The sequence below is a fragment of the Arthrobacter flavus genome (genome assembly GCF_039526005.1).
In the GTDB taxonomy this organism is placed as follows: Bacteria; Actinomycetota; Actinomycetes; order Actinomycetales; family Micrococcaceae; genus Arthrobacter_D; species Arthrobacter_D flavus.
The window spans coordinates 63,218-79,618 of the sequence record NZ_BAAAIJ010000004.1 but is presented as its reverse complement, the minus strand read 5'-3'; the positions used below and the strand labels follow the sequence as shown (position 1 = coordinate 79,618).

The 16,401-nt window shown below is 63.5% G+C and carries 15 protein-coding genes; 6 read left to right on the top strand and 9 right to left on the bottom strand.

From position 1 onward, the window contains the following. Nucleotides 1-30 precede the first annotated feature (30 nt). Genes ABD059_RS01690 through ABD059_RS01680 form a run of 3 tightly spaced genes read left to right on the top strand, consistent with a single transcriptional unit; the run spans nucleotide 31 to nucleotide 2,718 of the window. Nucleotides 31-423 carry a hypothetical protein gene (locus tag ABD059_RS01690; RefSeq protein WP_343877367.1) on the top strand — a complete coding sequence of 131 codons (393 nt, stop codon included), beginning with the start codon at nucleotides 31-33 and terminating at the stop codon, nucleotides 421-423. Next, a complete protein-coding gene (locus tag ABD059_RS01685; RefSeq protein ID WP_343877366.1) occupies nucleotides 416-2,050 on the top strand; it encodes a sensor histidine kinase in 1,635 nt (544 codons plus the stop codon). The genes ABD059_RS01690 and ABD059_RS01685 overlap by 8 nt, the downstream gene beginning before the upstream one ends. Beyond that, on the top strand, nucleotides 2,047-2,718 hold the full coding sequence (locus tag ABD059_RS01680; protein ID WP_343877365.1) for a response regulator transcription factor: 672 nt from the start codon (nucleotides 2,047-2,049) through the stop codon (nucleotides 2,716-2,718). The genes ABD059_RS01685 and ABD059_RS01680 overlap by 4 nt, the downstream gene beginning before the upstream one ends. Before the next feature lie 43 nt (nucleotides 2,719-2,761). Here ABD059_RS01680 and ABD059_RS01675 read toward each other — a convergent pair whose 3' ends face one another. From ABD059_RS01675 to galU, 5 genes are all read right to left on the bottom strand, one after another. Then, entirely contained in the window at nucleotides 2,762-3,265 is a 504-nt protein-coding gene (locus ABD059_RS01675) for a hypothetical protein (protein ID WP_343877364.1), read from the bottom strand. A gap of 92 nt (nucleotides 3,266-3,357) precedes the next feature. Beyond that, a complete protein-coding gene (locus ABD059_RS01670) occupies nucleotides 3,358-4,650 on the bottom strand; it encodes a phosphotransferase (RefSeq protein WP_343877362.1) in 1,293 nt (430 codons plus the stop codon). Beyond that, on the bottom strand, nucleotides 4,622-5,653 hold the full coding sequence (locus ABD059_RS01665) for a hypothetical protein (RefSeq protein ID WP_343877361.1): 1,032 nt from the start codon (nucleotides 5,651-5,653) through the stop codon (nucleotides 4,622-4,624). Before ABD059_RS01665 ends, ABD059_RS01670 begins: the two co-directional genes overlap by 29 nt. A gap of 28 nt (nucleotides 5,654-5,681) precedes the next feature. After that, the gene (locus ABD059_RS01660; protein ID WP_343877360.1) at nucleotides 5,682-6,362 is read right to left on the bottom strand and encodes a GNAT family N-acetyltransferase; all 681 of its coding nucleotides are present in this window, start codon (nucleotides 6,360-6,362) and stop codon (nucleotides 5,682-5,684) included. 10 nt (nucleotides 6,363-6,372) lie between these two features. Continuing rightward, nucleotides 6,373-7,269, bottom strand: coding sequence for a UTP--glucose-1-phosphate uridylyltransferase GalU (galU, locus tag ABD059_RS01655; RefSeq protein ID WP_343877359.1), 897 nt, complete (start codon nucleotides 7,267-7,269; stop codon nucleotides 6,373-6,375). Between the two features lie 88 nt (nucleotides 7,270-7,357). Between galU and ABD059_RS01650 the strand changes: the two genes are divergently transcribed. From ABD059_RS01650 to cpaB, 3 genes are all read left to right on the top strand, one after another. Continuing rightward, on the top strand, nucleotides 7,358-7,993 hold the full coding sequence (locus ABD059_RS01650; RefSeq protein ID WP_343877357.1) for a 5-formyltetrahydrofolate cyclo-ligase: 636 nt from the start codon (nucleotides 7,358-7,360) through the stop codon (nucleotides 7,991-7,993). A gap of 93 nt (nucleotides 7,994-8,086) precedes the next feature. Continuing rightward, entirely contained in the window at nucleotides 8,087-8,440 is a 354-nt protein-coding gene (locus ABD059_RS01645) for an FmdB family zinc ribbon protein (RefSeq protein WP_343877356.1), read from the top strand. Between the two features lie 93 nt (nucleotides 8,441-8,533). Next, nucleotides 8,534-9,235, top strand: a complete 702-nt coding sequence (gene cpaB / locus ABD059_RS01640; protein WP_343877355.1) for a Flp pilus assembly protein CpaB — start codon at nucleotides 8,534-8,536, stop codon at nucleotides 9,233-9,235. Between the two features lie 45 nt (nucleotides 9,236-9,280). Here cpaB and ABD059_RS01635 read toward each other — a convergent pair whose 3' ends face one another. From ABD059_RS01635 to ABD059_RS01620, 4 genes are all read right to left on the bottom strand, one after another. Continuing rightward, on the bottom strand, nucleotides 9,281-13,195 hold the full coding sequence (locus ABD059_RS01635; RefSeq protein ID WP_343877354.1) for a DUF4011 domain-containing protein: 3,915 nt from the start codon (nucleotides 13,193-13,195) through the stop codon (nucleotides 9,281-9,283). Between the two features lie 123 nt (nucleotides 13,196-13,318). After that, nucleotides 13,319-14,869 (bottom strand): glutamine-hydrolyzing GMP synthase, encoded by a 1,551-nt coding sequence (gene guaA / locus ABD059_RS01630; RefSeq protein ID WP_343877395.1) that lies wholly within the window; start codon nucleotides 14,867-14,869, stop codon nucleotides 13,319-13,321. Between the two features lie 149 nt (nucleotides 14,870-15,018). Further along, on the bottom strand, nucleotides 15,019-15,507 hold the full coding sequence (locus ABD059_RS01625) for a DUF3817 domain-containing protein (protein ID WP_343877353.1): 489 nt from the start codon (nucleotides 15,505-15,507) through the stop codon (nucleotides 15,019-15,021). Beyond that, complete coding sequence (locus tag ABD059_RS01620) at nucleotides 15,504-16,355, bottom strand: SURF1 family protein (RefSeq protein WP_343877352.1); 852 nt, start codon at nucleotides 16,353-16,355, stop codon at nucleotides 15,504-15,506. Before ABD059_RS01620 ends, ABD059_RS01625 begins: the two co-directional genes overlap by 4 nt. Nucleotides 16,356-16,401 lie beyond the last annotated feature (46 nt).

The following is a 16,401-nucleotide window of genomic DNA, read 5'->3' as shown; positions in this document are numbered from 1 at the left end:
TGTCTCATCTTTCATGGGGATACTTAGGACATGAAGTCTCCCTCGCTCCACACCTGGTTGATGGGTGCGGTATGTGTGAGCGGAGTACTTGTAGCAGGAGCCGGGGTGGCGAGCTCCCTGGCAGATCCGGTGCCGGCGGATCTTGGATCGTCGTTCACCCACACCGTCACCCCGGCCCCACCCACGGAGCCCAGCAGTACACCGTCGCCCCCGCCAATGGCACCGTCCCCCTCCCCGTCGTCGTCCGACCCTGTGCCGGATCCTGTAGCGCCCGAAGACGACGCCCCTCCTCCCGTCACTGTGGTGCCAGCGCCGCTTCCCCTCCAAAGCGACGACGACGATTGGGAAATCGACGACGGGGATGACGATTGGGAAGTCGACGACGGGGACGACGGGGACGACGGGGACGATCGGGATGACTAAGCCAGCATCGAGCCCCCGCACAGAAGTACTCCACGCCCAAACGGGCAGCCGCAGCGACGGTTTTGCACGCCCGCCGGCCCATCGGCCCGGGCCTGCTGCAGCCCCTACTGAACGCCCGCCTGCTACCCCTCCTCCCGATACCCCGCCCCCTGCGGAGCCGGACCGCAGGTGGCAGCGGATCTCTTCAGCGTTGCGCGGCTACTGGACCGTCAGAATGCGGGTCCTGGGTGCAGTACTCGCGTTATCCGCTCTCGGTCTGTTGGTGGCCGGATCAGCTGCGTATGCGTTGCAGCGCGCCGACATCAACACTGATATGGACAACGCACTCGAACGGAACTTCCTCGAGTTCGAATCCTTGCTTGAGACCGGGATCGACCCCACCACCCGCGAAGACTTCACCGAGGCTGGGGAGCTCATTTTCGTCGCCATGCAGCGCACCCTTCCGGAACCCAACGAGGGAATGTTGGGCACACAAAACGGCGAGGCGGTCCTGCTGGCCAACCCTGCGGTACAGGTTCGATTGGAAGAGGACCTGGAGTTGGTGGACTACGTTGCTTCCCAGGCGGACCCGACGAGAGTCACCATCACCAGCATCACCACAACTGAAACCACCTATCGAGCCCTGATCATCCCCGTCCAGCTGGCCGCCGATACGTCACCCAGTCAGTACGTTCTGGCGTTCGACTCACGGGCGGAGCATGGGCAACTCAACCAGACCTTCGCGACTTTCGCGATGATCTCTTTCGGAACCCTCATTTTCATCGGTGTGGTGGGTTGGCTTCTGGTGGGCAACCTGCTGATGCCGATCCGCCTTCTTCGAGATACTGCAGAGCACATTGGCGATTCCGATCTGTCCGAACGGATACCGGTCTCAGGAAACGACGATCTGTCCGATCTCACCAGGACTGTCAACGCCATGCTGGAGCGCCTCGAAGGCTCCTTCACCTCGCAGCGTCAGCTTCTCGACGACGTCGGTCACGAACTACGGACTCCGATCACCATTGTGCAGGGCCACCTCGAACTGCAGGACTCCCACGATCCGGTCGACGTCGCATCGGTTCGTGGTATCGCTCTCGACGAACTCGACCGGATGCGGCTCCTCGTCGATGACCTGGTAACCCTCGCCGGAATCACCCGACCTGGTTTCGTCAGACCAGAACCGGTCGCCGTTGGCCGCCTCACTGACGAGGTCCTCGACAAGGCGCGCCCACTCGGTTCGCGACGGTGGACCATCGACGCCCGGTCGGAAACTTCGTGCTTGCTCGATCCACGCCGGATTACCCAGGCCTGGCTCCAGCTCGTTGTCAACGCCGTCAAGTTCTCGGACGACGGCTCAACGATTGCTGTTGGTTCGCGACTGGATCACGCCGGGCTGTCATTGTGGGTACGGGACGAGGGGATTGGCGTACCGAAGGAAGACCAGGGGCGGATCTTTGAACGATTTGCGCGTGGAACTCAGGGGCGACGGACCGAAGGGTCCGGTCTCGGGCTCACCATCGTCAGTGCAATTGTGGGAGCCCACGGAGGCACCGTGCAGCTGAAGTCAACTCCCGGCAAAGGGTCCACCTTCACCATGGTGTTGCCGCTCAACAACCAGTTAGACGAATCAGAGGAAGTAAGAGTTTGAGCCAGATCCTAATTGTGGAAGACGAGGAGCGGATCAGTTCATTTATTGCCAAAGGCCTACGATCCGCCGGTTACGCCCCCACCGTTGCCGACAATGGGAGGGATGGCTACCATCTTGCCCAAACCGGGGACTTCGAGCTGATAGTGCTTGACCTCGGCCTGCCCGACCAGGACGGATTCACCGTGCTGCGGCGCCTGCGCGAGTCACGGAACACCACCCCGGTGATCATCCTGTCCGCCCGGAGCTCGATCGATGACACTGTTGCGGGCTTGGAGGGGGGAGCCGACGACTATATGGCTAAACCGTTCCGTTTTGAGGAGCTTCTGGCACGGGTTCGGCTCCGGTTGCGGCCGGATACCCCTACCGCCGCCAACTCGGTTCTCACCCACCAGAATCTGCAGCTCGACCTACGGACCCGACGCGCGGCGGTCAACGGTAAGGAGATCGATCTCTCGGCCCGGGAGTTCGCGTTAGCCGAGGCTTTCCTCCGAAACCCCGGTCAGGTGCTCAGCCGGGAACAACTGCTCTCCCGGGTCTGGGGATATGACTTTGATCCCGGGTCCAATGTGGTGGACGTCTACGTGCGTTATCTACGCAACAAGCTCGGGGCGCATCGGTTCACCACCGTTCGCGGCATGGGATACCGGCTGGCCTCGGACGAGCCTTGAATCGCCACGATCACGAGTTAAGCGCGCCAGGTTGACTGGACCACTAGTCCCCGCTGGACGCTGACCCAGCGCTGGGAGCCGAATAGCCTGAATCCCCGGAGACCACCGGGGGCTGAACCGGGGCCGGCGCTGGAACCACGACGGGGGCCGGCGCCGGGGCTGCCGGAATTGGAGCGGGTACTGGAGCTGGCACGGGGGCCGGAGCGGGTGCCGGTGCGGGTGCCGGGGCTGCCGGTGCTGCCGGGGTCGAGGCAGACGGAGCGCTTGCTGCAGTGGGTGCCGAGGCCTCAACGACCGTTGGGGTCGGCGAAGGGGCCGGCGAAGGGGTCAGGATGTCGGAGTCAATCGTCGAAGCGTCCCCGACGTCGTCGCCCCGGCTGGTACCGCCGTCCGCCGGGTCGTTGGTGGCCGCCCCATCGTCGTTGGACCGGTCGATGCTGGAGCCAAGATCGCGAGGGGCGTGGTTACTGTCCGCGACTGCAACCCCGAGCCCAAGGGCCATCACGCTGAGTGAGCCGGTGGCGATCCAGATGTTTCGCTTGTGCACGGTGGGGTCCTTTCAGGATCCTCAATAGCTGGTTGTACAACTACTGTGCACGGCGTTTGTGAGACACAAAGGAACTGATGATGAGAGACCTCTCACAATTCGTCAGCTTCCAGCGTCAGTGCCTCGTTGGCGAGGTTCTCCGCGATGGAGAGCCGCTTCAGGGCGTCGGTTCGCCACGACGTCGGATCCGCGGTGGTCGCCCGGTGTTTGGCTCCGGCCACCAGGGTGAGCGCCATGCCTGCAGCGCGGCCTCGAAGGGCGACCGGGTTCACTTCGTCGTCGAACACCGTCAGGAACCGGTGGAGAGCCACGGGGACATGTTGGTAACGGCTGTCCAGAGCCGGTAACACCGCGAGATGTCCGATGAAGCAAGCCAGGTCGTCCACCAAATACCCGGGGCCCAGCGCGTCAACATCCAACAGACCCGACACCTGGCCGCCCGAAACCAACAGATTACCTTCATAAAAATCGCCGTGGGACGGGACCTTGGGGCCCACAGGGCCTGATGCAACGAGGCTGTGAACCAGTTCAGCGAGCTTCGAAATTCTTGTCGCTTCGCCCGGCAGGACGGCGAGAGCTCCCATGGCGTAGTCGCGGACCCGTGTCGACCACGCTGACCGCTCCGGCAGTTGCATCGCTTCGGCTGGCAGCCGATGCAACAACTCGACCAGGGTCTTCGGGCTCAGCGACTCCGCTCCGTCGCGCATGAGTTGTTCAGCAAGCGGCGTGCCGGGCGCTGGGTGCATCGCCAACACCTCGGGTGCTGGAACGTCAATGAGTGACGGGGCCGGTATCCCCGCTGCCCTGAGCAGTTGATGACGTGCAGCGAGTTGGGTCGCCTGACCGGATCGGAGAACCTTCAGATAGCGCCGCTGTCCGGAAAGGTCGGCAGTGAGGACTGCTCGTCTGAGGGGACGGTAGCTGACCGTCGCCAGCACCGGAACGCTCACTGGTGCCGATCCGGCTGAATGGCTGTTCGGGAACAGCGCCGCACCCACTTTTCGGGCATCGCACGCCCACGGCAGCCCCGGTAGCAGTGGATCGTTGGGGTGTAGCCACACCGTCAAGGCGGTGTCATCGGGTCCGCTGAGCTGCACCGTTGCCGGGATGTCGGCGGGAAGCTGCGCAGTGCTGACGCAGAGGAAATCTGTGGTGGGTTCGCCGTCTTCGGTTTCTGCCTGCACCTGATAGATGCCGGTTGCCCCGGCCCCGGGACGGTGGTGAACCTGTTCCAGCGACCAGTGAGTGGGTCGTCGTCCTAACGTCGCGAGTGCGAGCCGAAGTGGCTCGGCCACGTCGTCTCCCTCAAGCAAACGCAGTTGGGCCGCCTCGGCCCCCTGCCTGGGGTGGAAAGAATCAGGCCCGACGACGCTGTAGGACGTCATCCAGGTTCATCCTGCCAGTGGTGGGGTTGGCTGCTGAGCTGCTTCCCGATGTCGTGTCTGGACCAGCTACTGCGGGCGCAGCTGCTCCTTGTTTCAGGGTCGTCTTAGCCTGTGGCTTGGGAGCGGCAGGGAGCTCCAGTGGGGCTGGAGCCTGCCGTTGTGCCTTTGCGGCTGCAACGTACATGGGCTTGGGCACCTCAACGGGCTGCCAGGGTGTTCCTGCGGGTTCGGTGTTCACCTCCGCGTGAGGCGAGGCGGAGCTGAGAGGGTCAGTGCTGTCTGCTGTCGTACCGGTGGTATTGGCGGCGACGGCCAGGGCCGCCTGGCGCAGTTCGGTGACAGTCAGGTTTGCGGTGCGGTTTGCGGTGCCTGTTATTCCCGTCGCCGACCCCAAGCCGCGTGGAGACAAGGTTGCTGCGGGGCCCGTGGTTTCGGCGTCGAAGAGGTTGGTCTCACGCCGCGGGGCGGCAACAGTCGGAGCGGCGACCGCCTGCGTACGGGGAGTCAGGTCAGCCATCCGGTGGGACATAGCGTCAGCGAATGCCGCATCGACCTTTTGACGCCGATCGCGGACAGCGAGGACGCGGAGTCCCGCTACCGCGAGCAGGAACATCACGAAGGCTCCAGCAGGTACTAGTGCTGGCACCAGGGAGAGAGCAGCAAAAGGTATACAGACGACGGCCGCGAGAAGTGCTGCAGCAGCGATGGCGGCAATGGAGCTGCGCCCGCGCCGGATGGTGAACTGACCCTGAGGCGAGTCGACCTTGGCGGTTGCTCCACCACCGCGGGTGCCGGCGGCGTCGGTGGTGTGACCGGACATTTCCATAATGCTCCCCTGAGAGACTTTGCTCCCGGCTGTTGCTGATGGAACTAGGGCGGAGGTGGCCACCGGCTCAACCAACAGAGCCGGGCGGCGGATACGAAGAACATAAGGGGCAACCCAGACCAGCCAGAGGCCGACAATTGCGGCTAGCACCACCGAGCTGTTCATAGAGAAGTCCACGTCTAAAACCGTAGGTTGTTTACCCTGATCAGGTGAGTATTGTCGGCGGTGTGTCGTCCCCGGGTTGCTGAATTACCGTATCCCGCTGGTCCCGGGCCAGCTGTTTTTTCCAGCGCGCCAGCAGACCGCCGGGGACCTCGTCGTGGGTCAGCGCGAAGCTGCGATGGTCGGCCCACTGACCGGCAATGTGCAGATAGCTCTCGCGGAGCCCCTCGTCGCGGAATCCCAGTTTCTCCACGACCCGTAGACTCGCTGAGTTCTCCGGCCGAATGTTGATTTCCATCCGATGGAGTCCCAGACTTCGGAAGCAGTAGTCGGTCACCAGGGCGACTGCTGTGGGAGCGATGCCGTGGCCGGCACGCTGCCGGTCCACCCAATAGCCGAGAGTGGCGCTCATCGCCGACCCCCAAACGATCGTCGAAACGGTGAGCTGGCCGACAAGTGCTGTCTCTCGGAGGTGAGAGCTACGTTCAGTGATCAGGAAAGGCAACGCCGAGCCGCTCCGGGCCTGCTTCTTCAACGACCTGACCATCTCGGTGTAACTCGGCAGGTGGCCACCCGGGGCAGGATTCGATGCCTCCCACGGTGCCAACCACTCAGCGTTGCGTTGCCTGACCGTCGACCATTCCCGCTTGTCTCGAAAACGAACGGGCCTGAGGACCAGATCGTCGGTCTCAAGGGTCACCGGCCAGGTGAATTGCCCGCTCACTGGGTACAGGCTAGCCGTTGAGGTTGTTGGTGAAGTTTTTCAACCAGCTCTGGAGATCTGGGCCCAGATCCTCGCGCTCCGAGGCGAGGGTGACCACGGCCTTGATGTAGCTGAGCTTGTCCCCCGTGTCATACCGGCGACCGCGGAACACCACTCCATACACGCCTGATCCTTCGCCTTCGGCCGAAGCAAGAGTCTGCAGCGCGTCGGTCAACTGGATCTCTCCACCGCGTCCGGGGCCGGTGGTTTCCAGCACGTCGAAGACCCGCGGGTGCAAAACGTAACGACCAATGACTGCCAGGTTCGATGGAGCTTCGTCAATCGCAGGCTTCTCCACCAGTTCGCTGACCCGAACATACTCTTCGCCGTCGATGGCCGAAATATCGGCGCAGCCATAGGCGCTGATCTGGTCAGGGTCAACCTCGATCAACGCGATCACTGACCCGCCGGTCTTCTCCTGCACCTCGATCATGGTCTTGAGGAGCACATCACGCTCGTCGATGAGGTCATCGCCGAGCAGGACGGCGAATGGCTCGTTGCCGACGTGGAGCTTCGCACGGAGCACGGCGTGTCCGAGACCCTTCGGGTCGCCCTGGCGGAGGTAGTGGATGTCGCCGAGCTCCGATGGGCGACGCACCGCGGCGAGCTTCTCATGATCGCCCTTCGCTTCGAGAGTCTGCTCGATGAAGGGGACCCGATCGAAGTGGTCCTCCAGCGAACGCTTGTTGCGTCCGGTGATCATCAGGATGTCGGTCATACCGGCATTGACTGCTTCTTCGACCACATACTGGATCGCAGGCTTGTCGACTACCGGAAGCATTTCTTTGGGCATCGCCTTGGTGGCGGGAAGAAACCGGGTGCCAAGTCCCGCAGCGGGGATGACAGCCTTGTTCACTCGTGAGGTCATGACACCACACTACATAACGTCAGTGCACTGATAGCGACATTTGGCAGCGGGACGGTAATAGTGGTCGGTTTCGGTAGGGTGTGGCTGTATGGGACACACGACGACTGCGGCCGAAAAGCTAAATGCCCGGCAGCTTTTCCGTGCCAGGCGCCGAGAAATGTCAGACGAGGAGCGCCATCACTCGGCTGCTGGCCTGGGCCAGCAGGTCCGACAGTGGTTGCAGGCATCGCCAGGCCCCCACGATGGTTTGATCGCCGCCTACCTGTCAGTGGACCCTGAACCGGGGACCACCGACCTCCTTGCCGGCTTGGTCCGAGACGGGTACGACGTCGTCGTGCCCATCTGTGAGCCTGGCTATCAGCTGTCCTGGTGCCGGTGGAGCGCCGACGTAGAGCTACGCCGCAGCCCTCGTGCGCCCCTGCTGGAACCGGTAGGTCAACGCTTCAGCTTTTCCGAGCTGCTGGACCGTCATGGCGCACCGTCACTTCTTTTGGTGCCCGGGCTGGCGGTCGACCACACCGGCACCCGCCTGGGCCAGGGCGGCGGCTACTATGATCGGTTCCTTGCCCGGATACGGACTGCGGTACCGGACCTTTCAGCGGCAGCGTATCTCTATGAACACGAACTGTTACCGAAGCGGTCGCTCCCCAGGACCGACCTCGACATGCCGCTCGGCGGCGCGTTCACCCCCTCCGCGTTCCACCGACTCAGTCCTGCAACGTAGCGGTGTAGACTTAGCACTCGGGACCTTAGAGTGCCAGTCGAACCGGCTTGGGTGATCAATCCCCAAGAACACAGCTTGTCCAGGAGGATTTTCTTGCCTACTTACGCATACGCCTGCAGAGACTGCGAACACGCCTTCGATATTCACCAGGCCTTCTCCGATGACTCCCTGACCGTCTGCCCCGAATGCGACGGATCACTTCGGAAAAAGTTCAACAGCGTAGGGGTCGTCTTCAAAGGGTCCGGTTTCTACCGCAATGATTCACGCGACAGCAAGAAATCAGTCGACGTCGGAGCGAACAATTCCGCCGCCTCGACTGGGTCGGTTTCTGAATCTTCGACCAGCGGCTCGGCAAGCACATCCAGTACCACCCATTCCGGCAAGGATGCCTCCCCAGCCGCCACCAAGTCGGCACCGGCGACAAAGACCACCGCAGCCGCCAGCTAGGACCACCTCGGTAGTATCATCGGCAGCCGTGGCTTTGTCCACATAGCAGGCACAGCGGCCCTCGGGCTGCTCAAGCCGTTCTAACGTCGATGGATGGCCTCTGGCAAAACTCCACCACGGCATCCACAACGACCCGGGGTACCCTCGCACCGCGTCGGCCGATTCGTGGTCCGAAATCGTAGACTCCTGGCAGCGATCCTGTTCTGCCTGGCCACGGCGGTCGCTGTGGAGGCGTTGATCCCTCCGGAGCAGGCACGCATCGGCGTTGTTGCGGCGGCGGCAGATCTGCCGGTGGGTACCGTTCTCACCGCCGCCCACCTGACCACTGTGGAACTGCCAGTCGAGGCGGTCGTGTCCTCGTCGTTCTCCGACCCGGCCCAGGTGGTGGGTGAGCAACTCGCCACTCCCCTGCCCCATGGCGCCGTCCTGACCCCGACAGTGTTCGTCGGATCAGGATTGCTCACCGGTGCGCCTCCAGGAACCGTTGCGGTACCTCTACGCCCGACTGACCCGACGACGGTCCAGCTGCTGTCCCCCGGCCAGTATGTGGAAGTGGTGCTCAGCACGGGGAACGGCTTCGACGTCCCCGGCGACACCACCGTGTTGGCTCGAGGTTTGCCGGTGCTGTGGACTTCGGCCTCCCCCCGCAGCGACCCCTCGGTCGTCTGGCCAGGCCACTCTGAGGGCGAAGGACTTGTCGTGGTTGCCGCGCAACCTGCCGATGCCGCAGCCCTGGCAGGCGCCTCCAGCAACGGCACCGTTCACCTGGTATTGACTGAAGCACCGCCCGGCTAACACGTTGGCCACCATTTATTCACAGGAGCCTTGGTCGCAGAATCTTTAGTCCCAGTGAGGTGGTCGCTGGTCCTTCAACCACGCTTCATGGGATTCGTCGCGCTCACCCCATGAAGCGGCCTCATCCTCTGCGGCACGCTTGGGCAGGACACTGTCGTTTTTGGTCTTGTCCGATCCGCTCAGGTCTGTCCCGCTCATATTCGTCCTGCCTTGTGAGTTTGAATGTCGTCCACCGGTCACCTCGGGCAACCCCAGGTACCGTCCAATCAGGTCAGCACACCTGTTGGGGTCGGTGAACACCTCGATGGTCCAGAGGGGCATATACCGCCAGCCCATCCGCTCAAGGAGTTGAGGGCGAAGCCTGCTCCGCTCCCGCACCGTCATGGTCCGATACCTTTCGGTCCCATCGGATTCGATCGCCATCGGGGGAGCCTGGGTCTCGGAACCGGACTCGCCGGCCGGCTTATCGCCTGCCCCCTGCCCGGCCGTGGCAACAATGTCGAGAACCCCGTCATAGTGGTCCAGCACGTGAGCACCACGGTCGCGAAGTCGATTGACCAGATCAGCGACCAGCGGATCTGGGTTCACCAGTGCTGCTGTCTCCCCTGCAGGAACCGGGATCTCCCCGGTAGGCTCACCCAGTTCTCGTTCGAGCAGGCCGTAGAAGTCCAGTGCTCCATTGTCGAGCCGCGTGGGGTCAAGGTCCGTCGGCAGGAAGCAGGTGACGATGTGGAGCTGATGACGCGCCCTGGTCATGGCTGTGACAAACCGACCGCGCCCATCGGGGCCGGACAACTGACCGAAGTTGTGCAGTGCCCTGCCGTGCGGGGTCCGGCCGAAGCCGAGAGAGAAGATCACGCAATCACGGGTGAGGCCCGCTGCCCGCTCGACCGGGACCACCCTGAACGACTCCTTGCCCGGGGCAAAAAAGTCAGCCGCCCAGGGCAGCTCCGCCATCCGGTGCCTAATGGCCTGGCCCACCCGCCCAGCATGCCGGGCGCTGGCGGTTACCACCGCCAGTGAACTGCTGGGACGCCGTCGGATGTGTTCGAAGACCAGTTCCACGACACGGTTGACCTCGGCCGCAACGCTCTCCACACCGGCCTGATCAGCGCTCGGCATCCCGGTGCCGTCTGGTAGATACTCGACCGTGAGAGCCCGGCCGGCACCCGAGACCTCCGAACCATGAGGCAACCGGGAGAGCCTGCCGTCATAGAAGGTGTCGCTAAGATAGCCGGTCAAAGCCTTGTCAACGCCCCGATACACCACGCTCAGCGAGCTGGTAGGAAAGACGCCAGAAAGCGCCGAATAGGCGCTGGTGAGCTGGTCGGCTTCCTGCAGCGACTCGGCTCCAGCTCCGACACTGAAGCTTTGGGGTCCGCCGAGGCGGTCATCGCCGAAAGCGATGACCTGGGTCGCCCTCGCCAGTGCGGGGACAGCCGACTGCAGGGAGATTGACTCGGCATCCAGGACGATGACCGCGTCAAAGGTCTTGTCTGCCGGTAGCACCATGGGAAGCATGAGCGGGCTCGCTGCCCAGACCGGCATGAGAGCGGTCACCAGGTCGTCATCCTGGGCGCTGAGCCCGGCAAGATCCAGGGTTCCGGTGCGGAGCAGTTCCCGCAGCTTCTCCGCTTCCGCGGGATGCGCCGCAAGCGCCGTCCGCCAGCGTTCAGCGAGGGCAAACCGGAGTCGTCCTGGACCGGAAGCGATGTGGGCATTGTCGGCCAGACGGTAGTCCGCTTCGAGCCGGCGCAGGCTCTCGCCGTCGGACATGGCCAAGTAATCGTCACCGCTGATCATGGCGTCCAGGGCAGATTGCCACCACGCCAGTTCCAGTTCGGATCCCACCTGACGCGCGCCTACCTCGCGCCGCGCCAGGTCGTCGAGCAGTTCACCCAACCCATGTTCACGCATTTCGTCCAGCAGCAGGGTACGCTCCGGCAGGGTTGCGAGAGTCTGTTTGTCCTTGGCAAGCTCGGCGAGGCGGTAAGCCAGCTCTTCCAACGGCATAGCGGCCAGGTCAACGTGGCCGGGGGTCGTGGCAAGTACCTTGGTGAGTTCGTCCAGTTCCCGGCGGATCTTGTGATGGAAGCTGTTGATCTCGGCGAGACCCGTTGGAACTGAGGGGTGCCGTTCAGTCGTCGCGTACCGGGTCCAGAGGGTCCGCTGCTGCTGCACTTCCACCAGGGACGTGTGCAAGTCAGCGATATGAACGCCGGGGCGTACATATTCCTTCGCCACCCGGCGAAGCCGCGAACGGGTCATCGAGCTCATCTCGATGGCGCGCTCCCGACGCCAGGACGATGAGGCCGTAGCAGTGATGAGGTCGGTGACCGGCCGATCAAAGATGTCAGGCGTGAATTTGTCCAGACTTGCCCGGACCGCCGCGAGGAGTTCCAGTTGCTCTCCCCACTCGGTGAACGAACCGCCGAGGCTGATCTGGGAATGGTCGGCTACCCGCAAAACCTTTTCCCGCAACAGCGGGATGTCGCGGGCCAGGTCGACGGCCAGCTCGTGTGCACGCTCAGTTTCCTTGCGGTTCAGCAGCTTCGCGCCATACCAGGGACTTTCGACGGCTGAGGCGCTGAAGCTGCCCAATTCTGCAGCCCTGCGGAGCCGGCCAGCGAGCTCGGCACGGTCAGGGATGCTGTCCATCACGCTCCGCAACAGGCGAACCGTTGTCGCCGGCGACGGATTCAGTGAGGTCAATTCCGCCAGCGACTGCATTGCCTGATAAGGCGAGCAGCCCCAACGGCTTCGCACGTTGTGCAGCGACTTCACATGGTCCAGCAACTGATGGCGGTGGTCCACCAGAGTCTTGTGAAGTCCGTCCAGCTCGGGGCGGGTCGCCTTCTCGTTCCGCACGATCGCGCGGATCAGCTGGTCTTTGAGTTGCTGCTCGTTGATGTTGGCGTTGAGCTGGAGGACCAGCGAGCCGAGGTTGAGCGTGTCCAATTCCTGGACCACTTCGTTGAGGGTGCCGCGACGCTCAGCGACCACCAGTACGCTCTTGCCCTGCTCGGCCAGAGCCGCCACGGCGTTGAGAGCGGTCTGGGTCTGACCTGACCCCGGGGGTGCCGACACCACCAGGGACCGTCCCTGGATGATCTGGTCCAACACCTGCTGCTGAGCAGAGTCGGCGTCCCGAATCAGCAGTTCGTCGGCTGGCAGACGTTCATCAATGGGTGGGGCCAGCTCCGAGGCCTCCGAGGCCGCCGGGGCCACCTGTCCATCCTTTGCCGCGGCCACCAGGGCTGCCAGCACGGGATGGTCGGTGCGGATGGCGGGATCATCGGCGACATCAGCGAGATCGGCGAAAGTGGACACGAGAAGATGGTGCTCGATGGCCATCCCGCGCACCCCCTCGGTCAGTGCGCGAAGCTTGTCCAGAACGGGCAGCGGGTCAAAGCGCGCTGTGCCGTAAGCAAGTTTGGCGACGGATTCGGGGTCGAATGTCACACCCTGTGCTGACCGTAGGTGGCGCACCAGCGCGGGATTGAGCCGTGCATGCTCGGTGAGCTGAAGTTCGTAGTCATCCTGGGACGCATGAACCGTCAGTGAAACTGAGGTCAACAGAACGGGCGCGGTCAGCGACTCTGACCTGCCCTCGTCGTCGACGCTGCGCCAGGCGGCGGTCCCGGCCGCAAGATAGCCGACGTCGATACCACGCTCGGAACCCACCTCGTAGATCTTCGCCCGCAGGACCCGCGCCGCCTTCATCGCCGCCGCGTACTGTCCCGGGTCCCGAAGAAGAGTGGACAGCCGGGTGCGACGGCCAGCCAGGAGTTGGGCGAGACCCGAGGGGTGGGCGTGCGTGAGATCGATGCTGTTGGCCGACGCAGGTGAGAAGTGCAGCAGGGTGTCCGCGCCCGCGTGGATGCCGAGCTGCTTGAGCCACGGCAGGAGGAAGTTCCCAGCGGAGTCCCCGGGATCCTGCACTGACACGGTGGTCTCCATTTCTGCGGCTATTTTCGACGATCTCGACCAGATGGGCATGTCTTCCAAGCTATCCGACAAGGGTGGTCACGGTGGGGCCGCAACACCGGCGACGGTCAAATACCCTGCCCAACCGGGGGCGGGCTACTCCCATTCGATGGTGCCCGGCGGCTTGCTGGTAATGTCCAGCACCACCCGGTTCACTCCCTCTACTTCGTTGGTGATGCGGTTGGAGATCCGGGCGAGCAGGTCATACGGCAGGCGCGACCAGTCGGCGGTCATTGCATCTTCGCTCGACACGGGCCGGAGTACGATCGGATGCCCGTAGGTTCGGCCGTCGCCCTGCACCCCGACGCTTCGGACGTCAGCGAGCAGCACGACGGGCATCTGCCAGACCTCATTGTCCAGCCCGGCCGCGGTCAGTTCAGCACGGGCAATGGCATCTGCCCGGCGCAGCAGGTCGAGCCGTTCCTGGGTGACGTCGCCGACAATCCTGATGCCCAGGCCGGGGCCGGGGAACGGCTGGCGGCCCACAATTTCCGCGGGCAGGCCAAGCTGCGCACCGACCGCCCGCACCTCATCTTTGAACAGGGCGCGGAGGGGCTCGACCAGTTCGAATTGGAGGTCCTCGGGAAGACCCCCCACGTTGTGGTGACTCTTGATATTCGCAGCACCTTCACCGCCACCGGATTCAACGACGTCGGGGTACAGGGTGCCCTGCACCAGGAAGCGGATCTTCTCACCATGCGCCTGAGCCTGAGCAATGATCGCCCGTTCCGCCTCCTCGAAAGCACGAATGAACTCGCGGCCGATGATCTTGCGCTTGGTTTCAGGATCGCTGACCCCGGCCAGTGCGTCGAGGAACCGCTTCTGTTCGTTGGCTACGTACAGGTTGACGCCGGTCGCTGCGACGAAGTCACGCTCAACCTGCTCCGCTTCACCCTCGCGGAGCAAGCCGTGATCCACGAAGACGCAGGTCAGCTGGTCGCCCACGGCCCGCTGCACCAGGGCTGCTGCGACGGCGGAGTCCACCCCGCCGGAGAGGCCGCAGATGACACGCGCATCCCCCACCTGCTCACGGATACGGTCCACCTGCTCTTCGAGGATGCTGCCGGTGGTCCAGTTGGCGTCAAGCCGTGCACCCTTGAAGAGGAAGTTCTCCAGCACCTGCTGGCCATGGTCCGAATGTTTCACTTCAGGGTGCCACTGCACGCCGTACAGGCGCCGCGTTTCGTCGGCGAAGGCGGCAACCGGGGCACCAGCGGTGCTGGCGAGAACTTCGAATCCATCGGGTGCGGCCTGCACGCTATCGCCGTGGCTCATCCAGGCATTCTGGTGCTCAGGAACTCCGTCGAGCAACGATCCCCCGACGCCGGACGCCGCGACCTGGGTGGAGCCATACTCCCGAAGCCCGGTCTTCGCGACCGTGCCGCCCAGGGCCGAGGCCATGGCCTGGAAGCCGTAGCAGATTCCCAGGACGGGCACGCCCGCTGAGAACAGTTCAGGGTCAACCCGCGGTGCCCCCTCGGCATAAACGCTCGAGGGACCGCCGGACAGGATGATCGCCACCGGGTTCTTTGCCAGCAGATCGGCTGTGTTCAGGGTGTGTGGCACCACCTCGGAATACACATCCGCGTCACGGACCCGGCGGGCAATGAGCTGGGCATACTGGGCGCCATAGTCCACCACCAGCACCGGCCGGTGGCTGGTTTCGGAAGTCCCCTCGAGGGGGGTGGCGGTGGATTCGGCTTGGCCTGAAACCCCGGGTCCGGGTGCGGGAATAGTCACGCATCAACAATAGTCGCCACGGGCACCCGACCGCACATTGCGACTGCCCGATATCGCTAGTACCGAGACGCTGCCTCGGGGTGGGCAGCGAGCTCCTGCTCCACCTGGCGGTGGATCCGGCGTTCAACTATGAAGGACAGCAGCGGCACAACCCCACCCAGGGCCATCACCAGGAACTGTTTGAACGGCCAGCGCATCATCTGCCACAACCGGAAATCAGCGATCAGGTACACCACGTACATCCAGCCGTGCACGATCAGAACCGTGGTCGAGAAGTTGAACCCTTCGGCGGAGTCGGAGAACTCCTTGTCGGTCAGGGACAGCAGGCCTTCGGGACCGCCGATCATGATGTGGGATTGCATGCCATAAGCGGCAATCATCTCCACGACCACGAGCAGCAGCATGATTCCCGTGGAGTAGGCCAGAACCTTGTAAAACTTCACGGCGGAGAGGATCTGGGCGTGAGTGCCGCCGAACCGTCGTTTGGTTTTCTTGGCGGTACCAGGCTTGCCATCGGTGGATTTATTGACGTCTGGCGTACTCACTGTCGAACCTCATTCGTAGTTGTTTCGTGCTGCGGCGAGGCGATGTCTTCCGCCTCTTCATCTTCAGCTTCTTCGAGGGTTCGCCGGTAATCGTCAGCTACCAGGCGCCACCAGAGGAAGAAAGCGAACCCGGCAAAGACAAACCACTCGATGGCGTAGAAGATGTTCAGCCAGTTCAGCGGGGTTTCCTGCGGCTGAGGGCCTACCGTGACCACTTCCAGTGGCGCCTGTGGTTCCAGGGGTGCCCCAGCTGCCGTGGTGCTGGTGGATACGACGAAGCCGGAGTAGATGGCCCGATCCCAGCGGTTGGTCAGGTCGGCGGTCGCCAGGGTAGGAATCTGGCCCACGACTGGACGCTCGGCGACGGGCCCCTCGGCGGGAAGCAGCCGCCCGGTTACTGCACCCGGGCCCACCGGTTCCGGTATCTGGGTCGCCGCTGCGGCGTCGGCGATCCACCCGTGTACCACTGGGATGACTGTCTGTTCATCGAAACCAGCCGTCGCCTCGGCGGAGTCCTGCTCGGCGGAGTTCGTCTCGACCGCGAAGGCCGACAACAGCCAGAACCCCTGCCTGTCCCCCTGAAGCCGGTCCTGCACCAGCACCGTGGTGTCGGCGAGGAACTCGCCGTCCATGGTGATCATCTGGTCCGCGACCGGCGCGGTCATCGGGACACCCGGGCTGAAGACGTCGGCCAGGGGTTGCACTTGTTCGGTGGTGCTCTCGGGGGGTGGCGCGTCACCGGAGGAACTGGAGAACTGCCACTGGCTCAGAAGCACAAAAACTGCCGCAATCACCATGGCGAGGATCAGTGAAAGGATCCAACGGGGTTTCAGCGCGGTTTTGAGCACCCCTTAACGGTACTTCGTCACCGTGTAGAAAACCGAATGCTCCCGA

Coding starts and splice junctions, on each gene's coding strand:
- ABD059_RS01690 (WP_343877367.1), top strand. CDS start 31: ATGAAGTCTCCCTCGCTCCACACCTGGTTGATGGGTGCGGTATGTGTG.
- ABD059_RS01685 (WP_343877366.1), top strand. CDS start 416: ATGACTAAGCCAGCATCGAGCCCCCGCACAGAAGTACTCCACGCCCAA.
- ABD059_RS01670 (WP_343877362.1), bottom strand. CDS start 4,650: ATGACGTCCTACAGCGTCGTCGGGCCTGATTCTTTCCACCCCAGGCAG.
- galU (WP_343877359.1), bottom strand. CDS start 7,269: ATGACCTCACGAGTGAACAAGGCTGTCATCCCCGCTGCGGGACTTGGC.
- ABD059_RS01650 (WP_343877357.1), top strand. CDS start 7,358: ATGGGACACACGACGACTGCGGCCGAAAAGCTAAATGCCCGGCAGCTT.
- cpaB (WP_343877355.1), top strand. CDS start 8,534: ATGGCCTCTGGCAAAACTCCACCACGGCATCCACAACGACCCGGGGTA.
- ABD059_RS01635 (WP_343877354.1), bottom strand. CDS start 13,195: ATGGAGACCACCGTGTCAGTGCAGGATCCCGGGGACTCCGCTGGGAAC.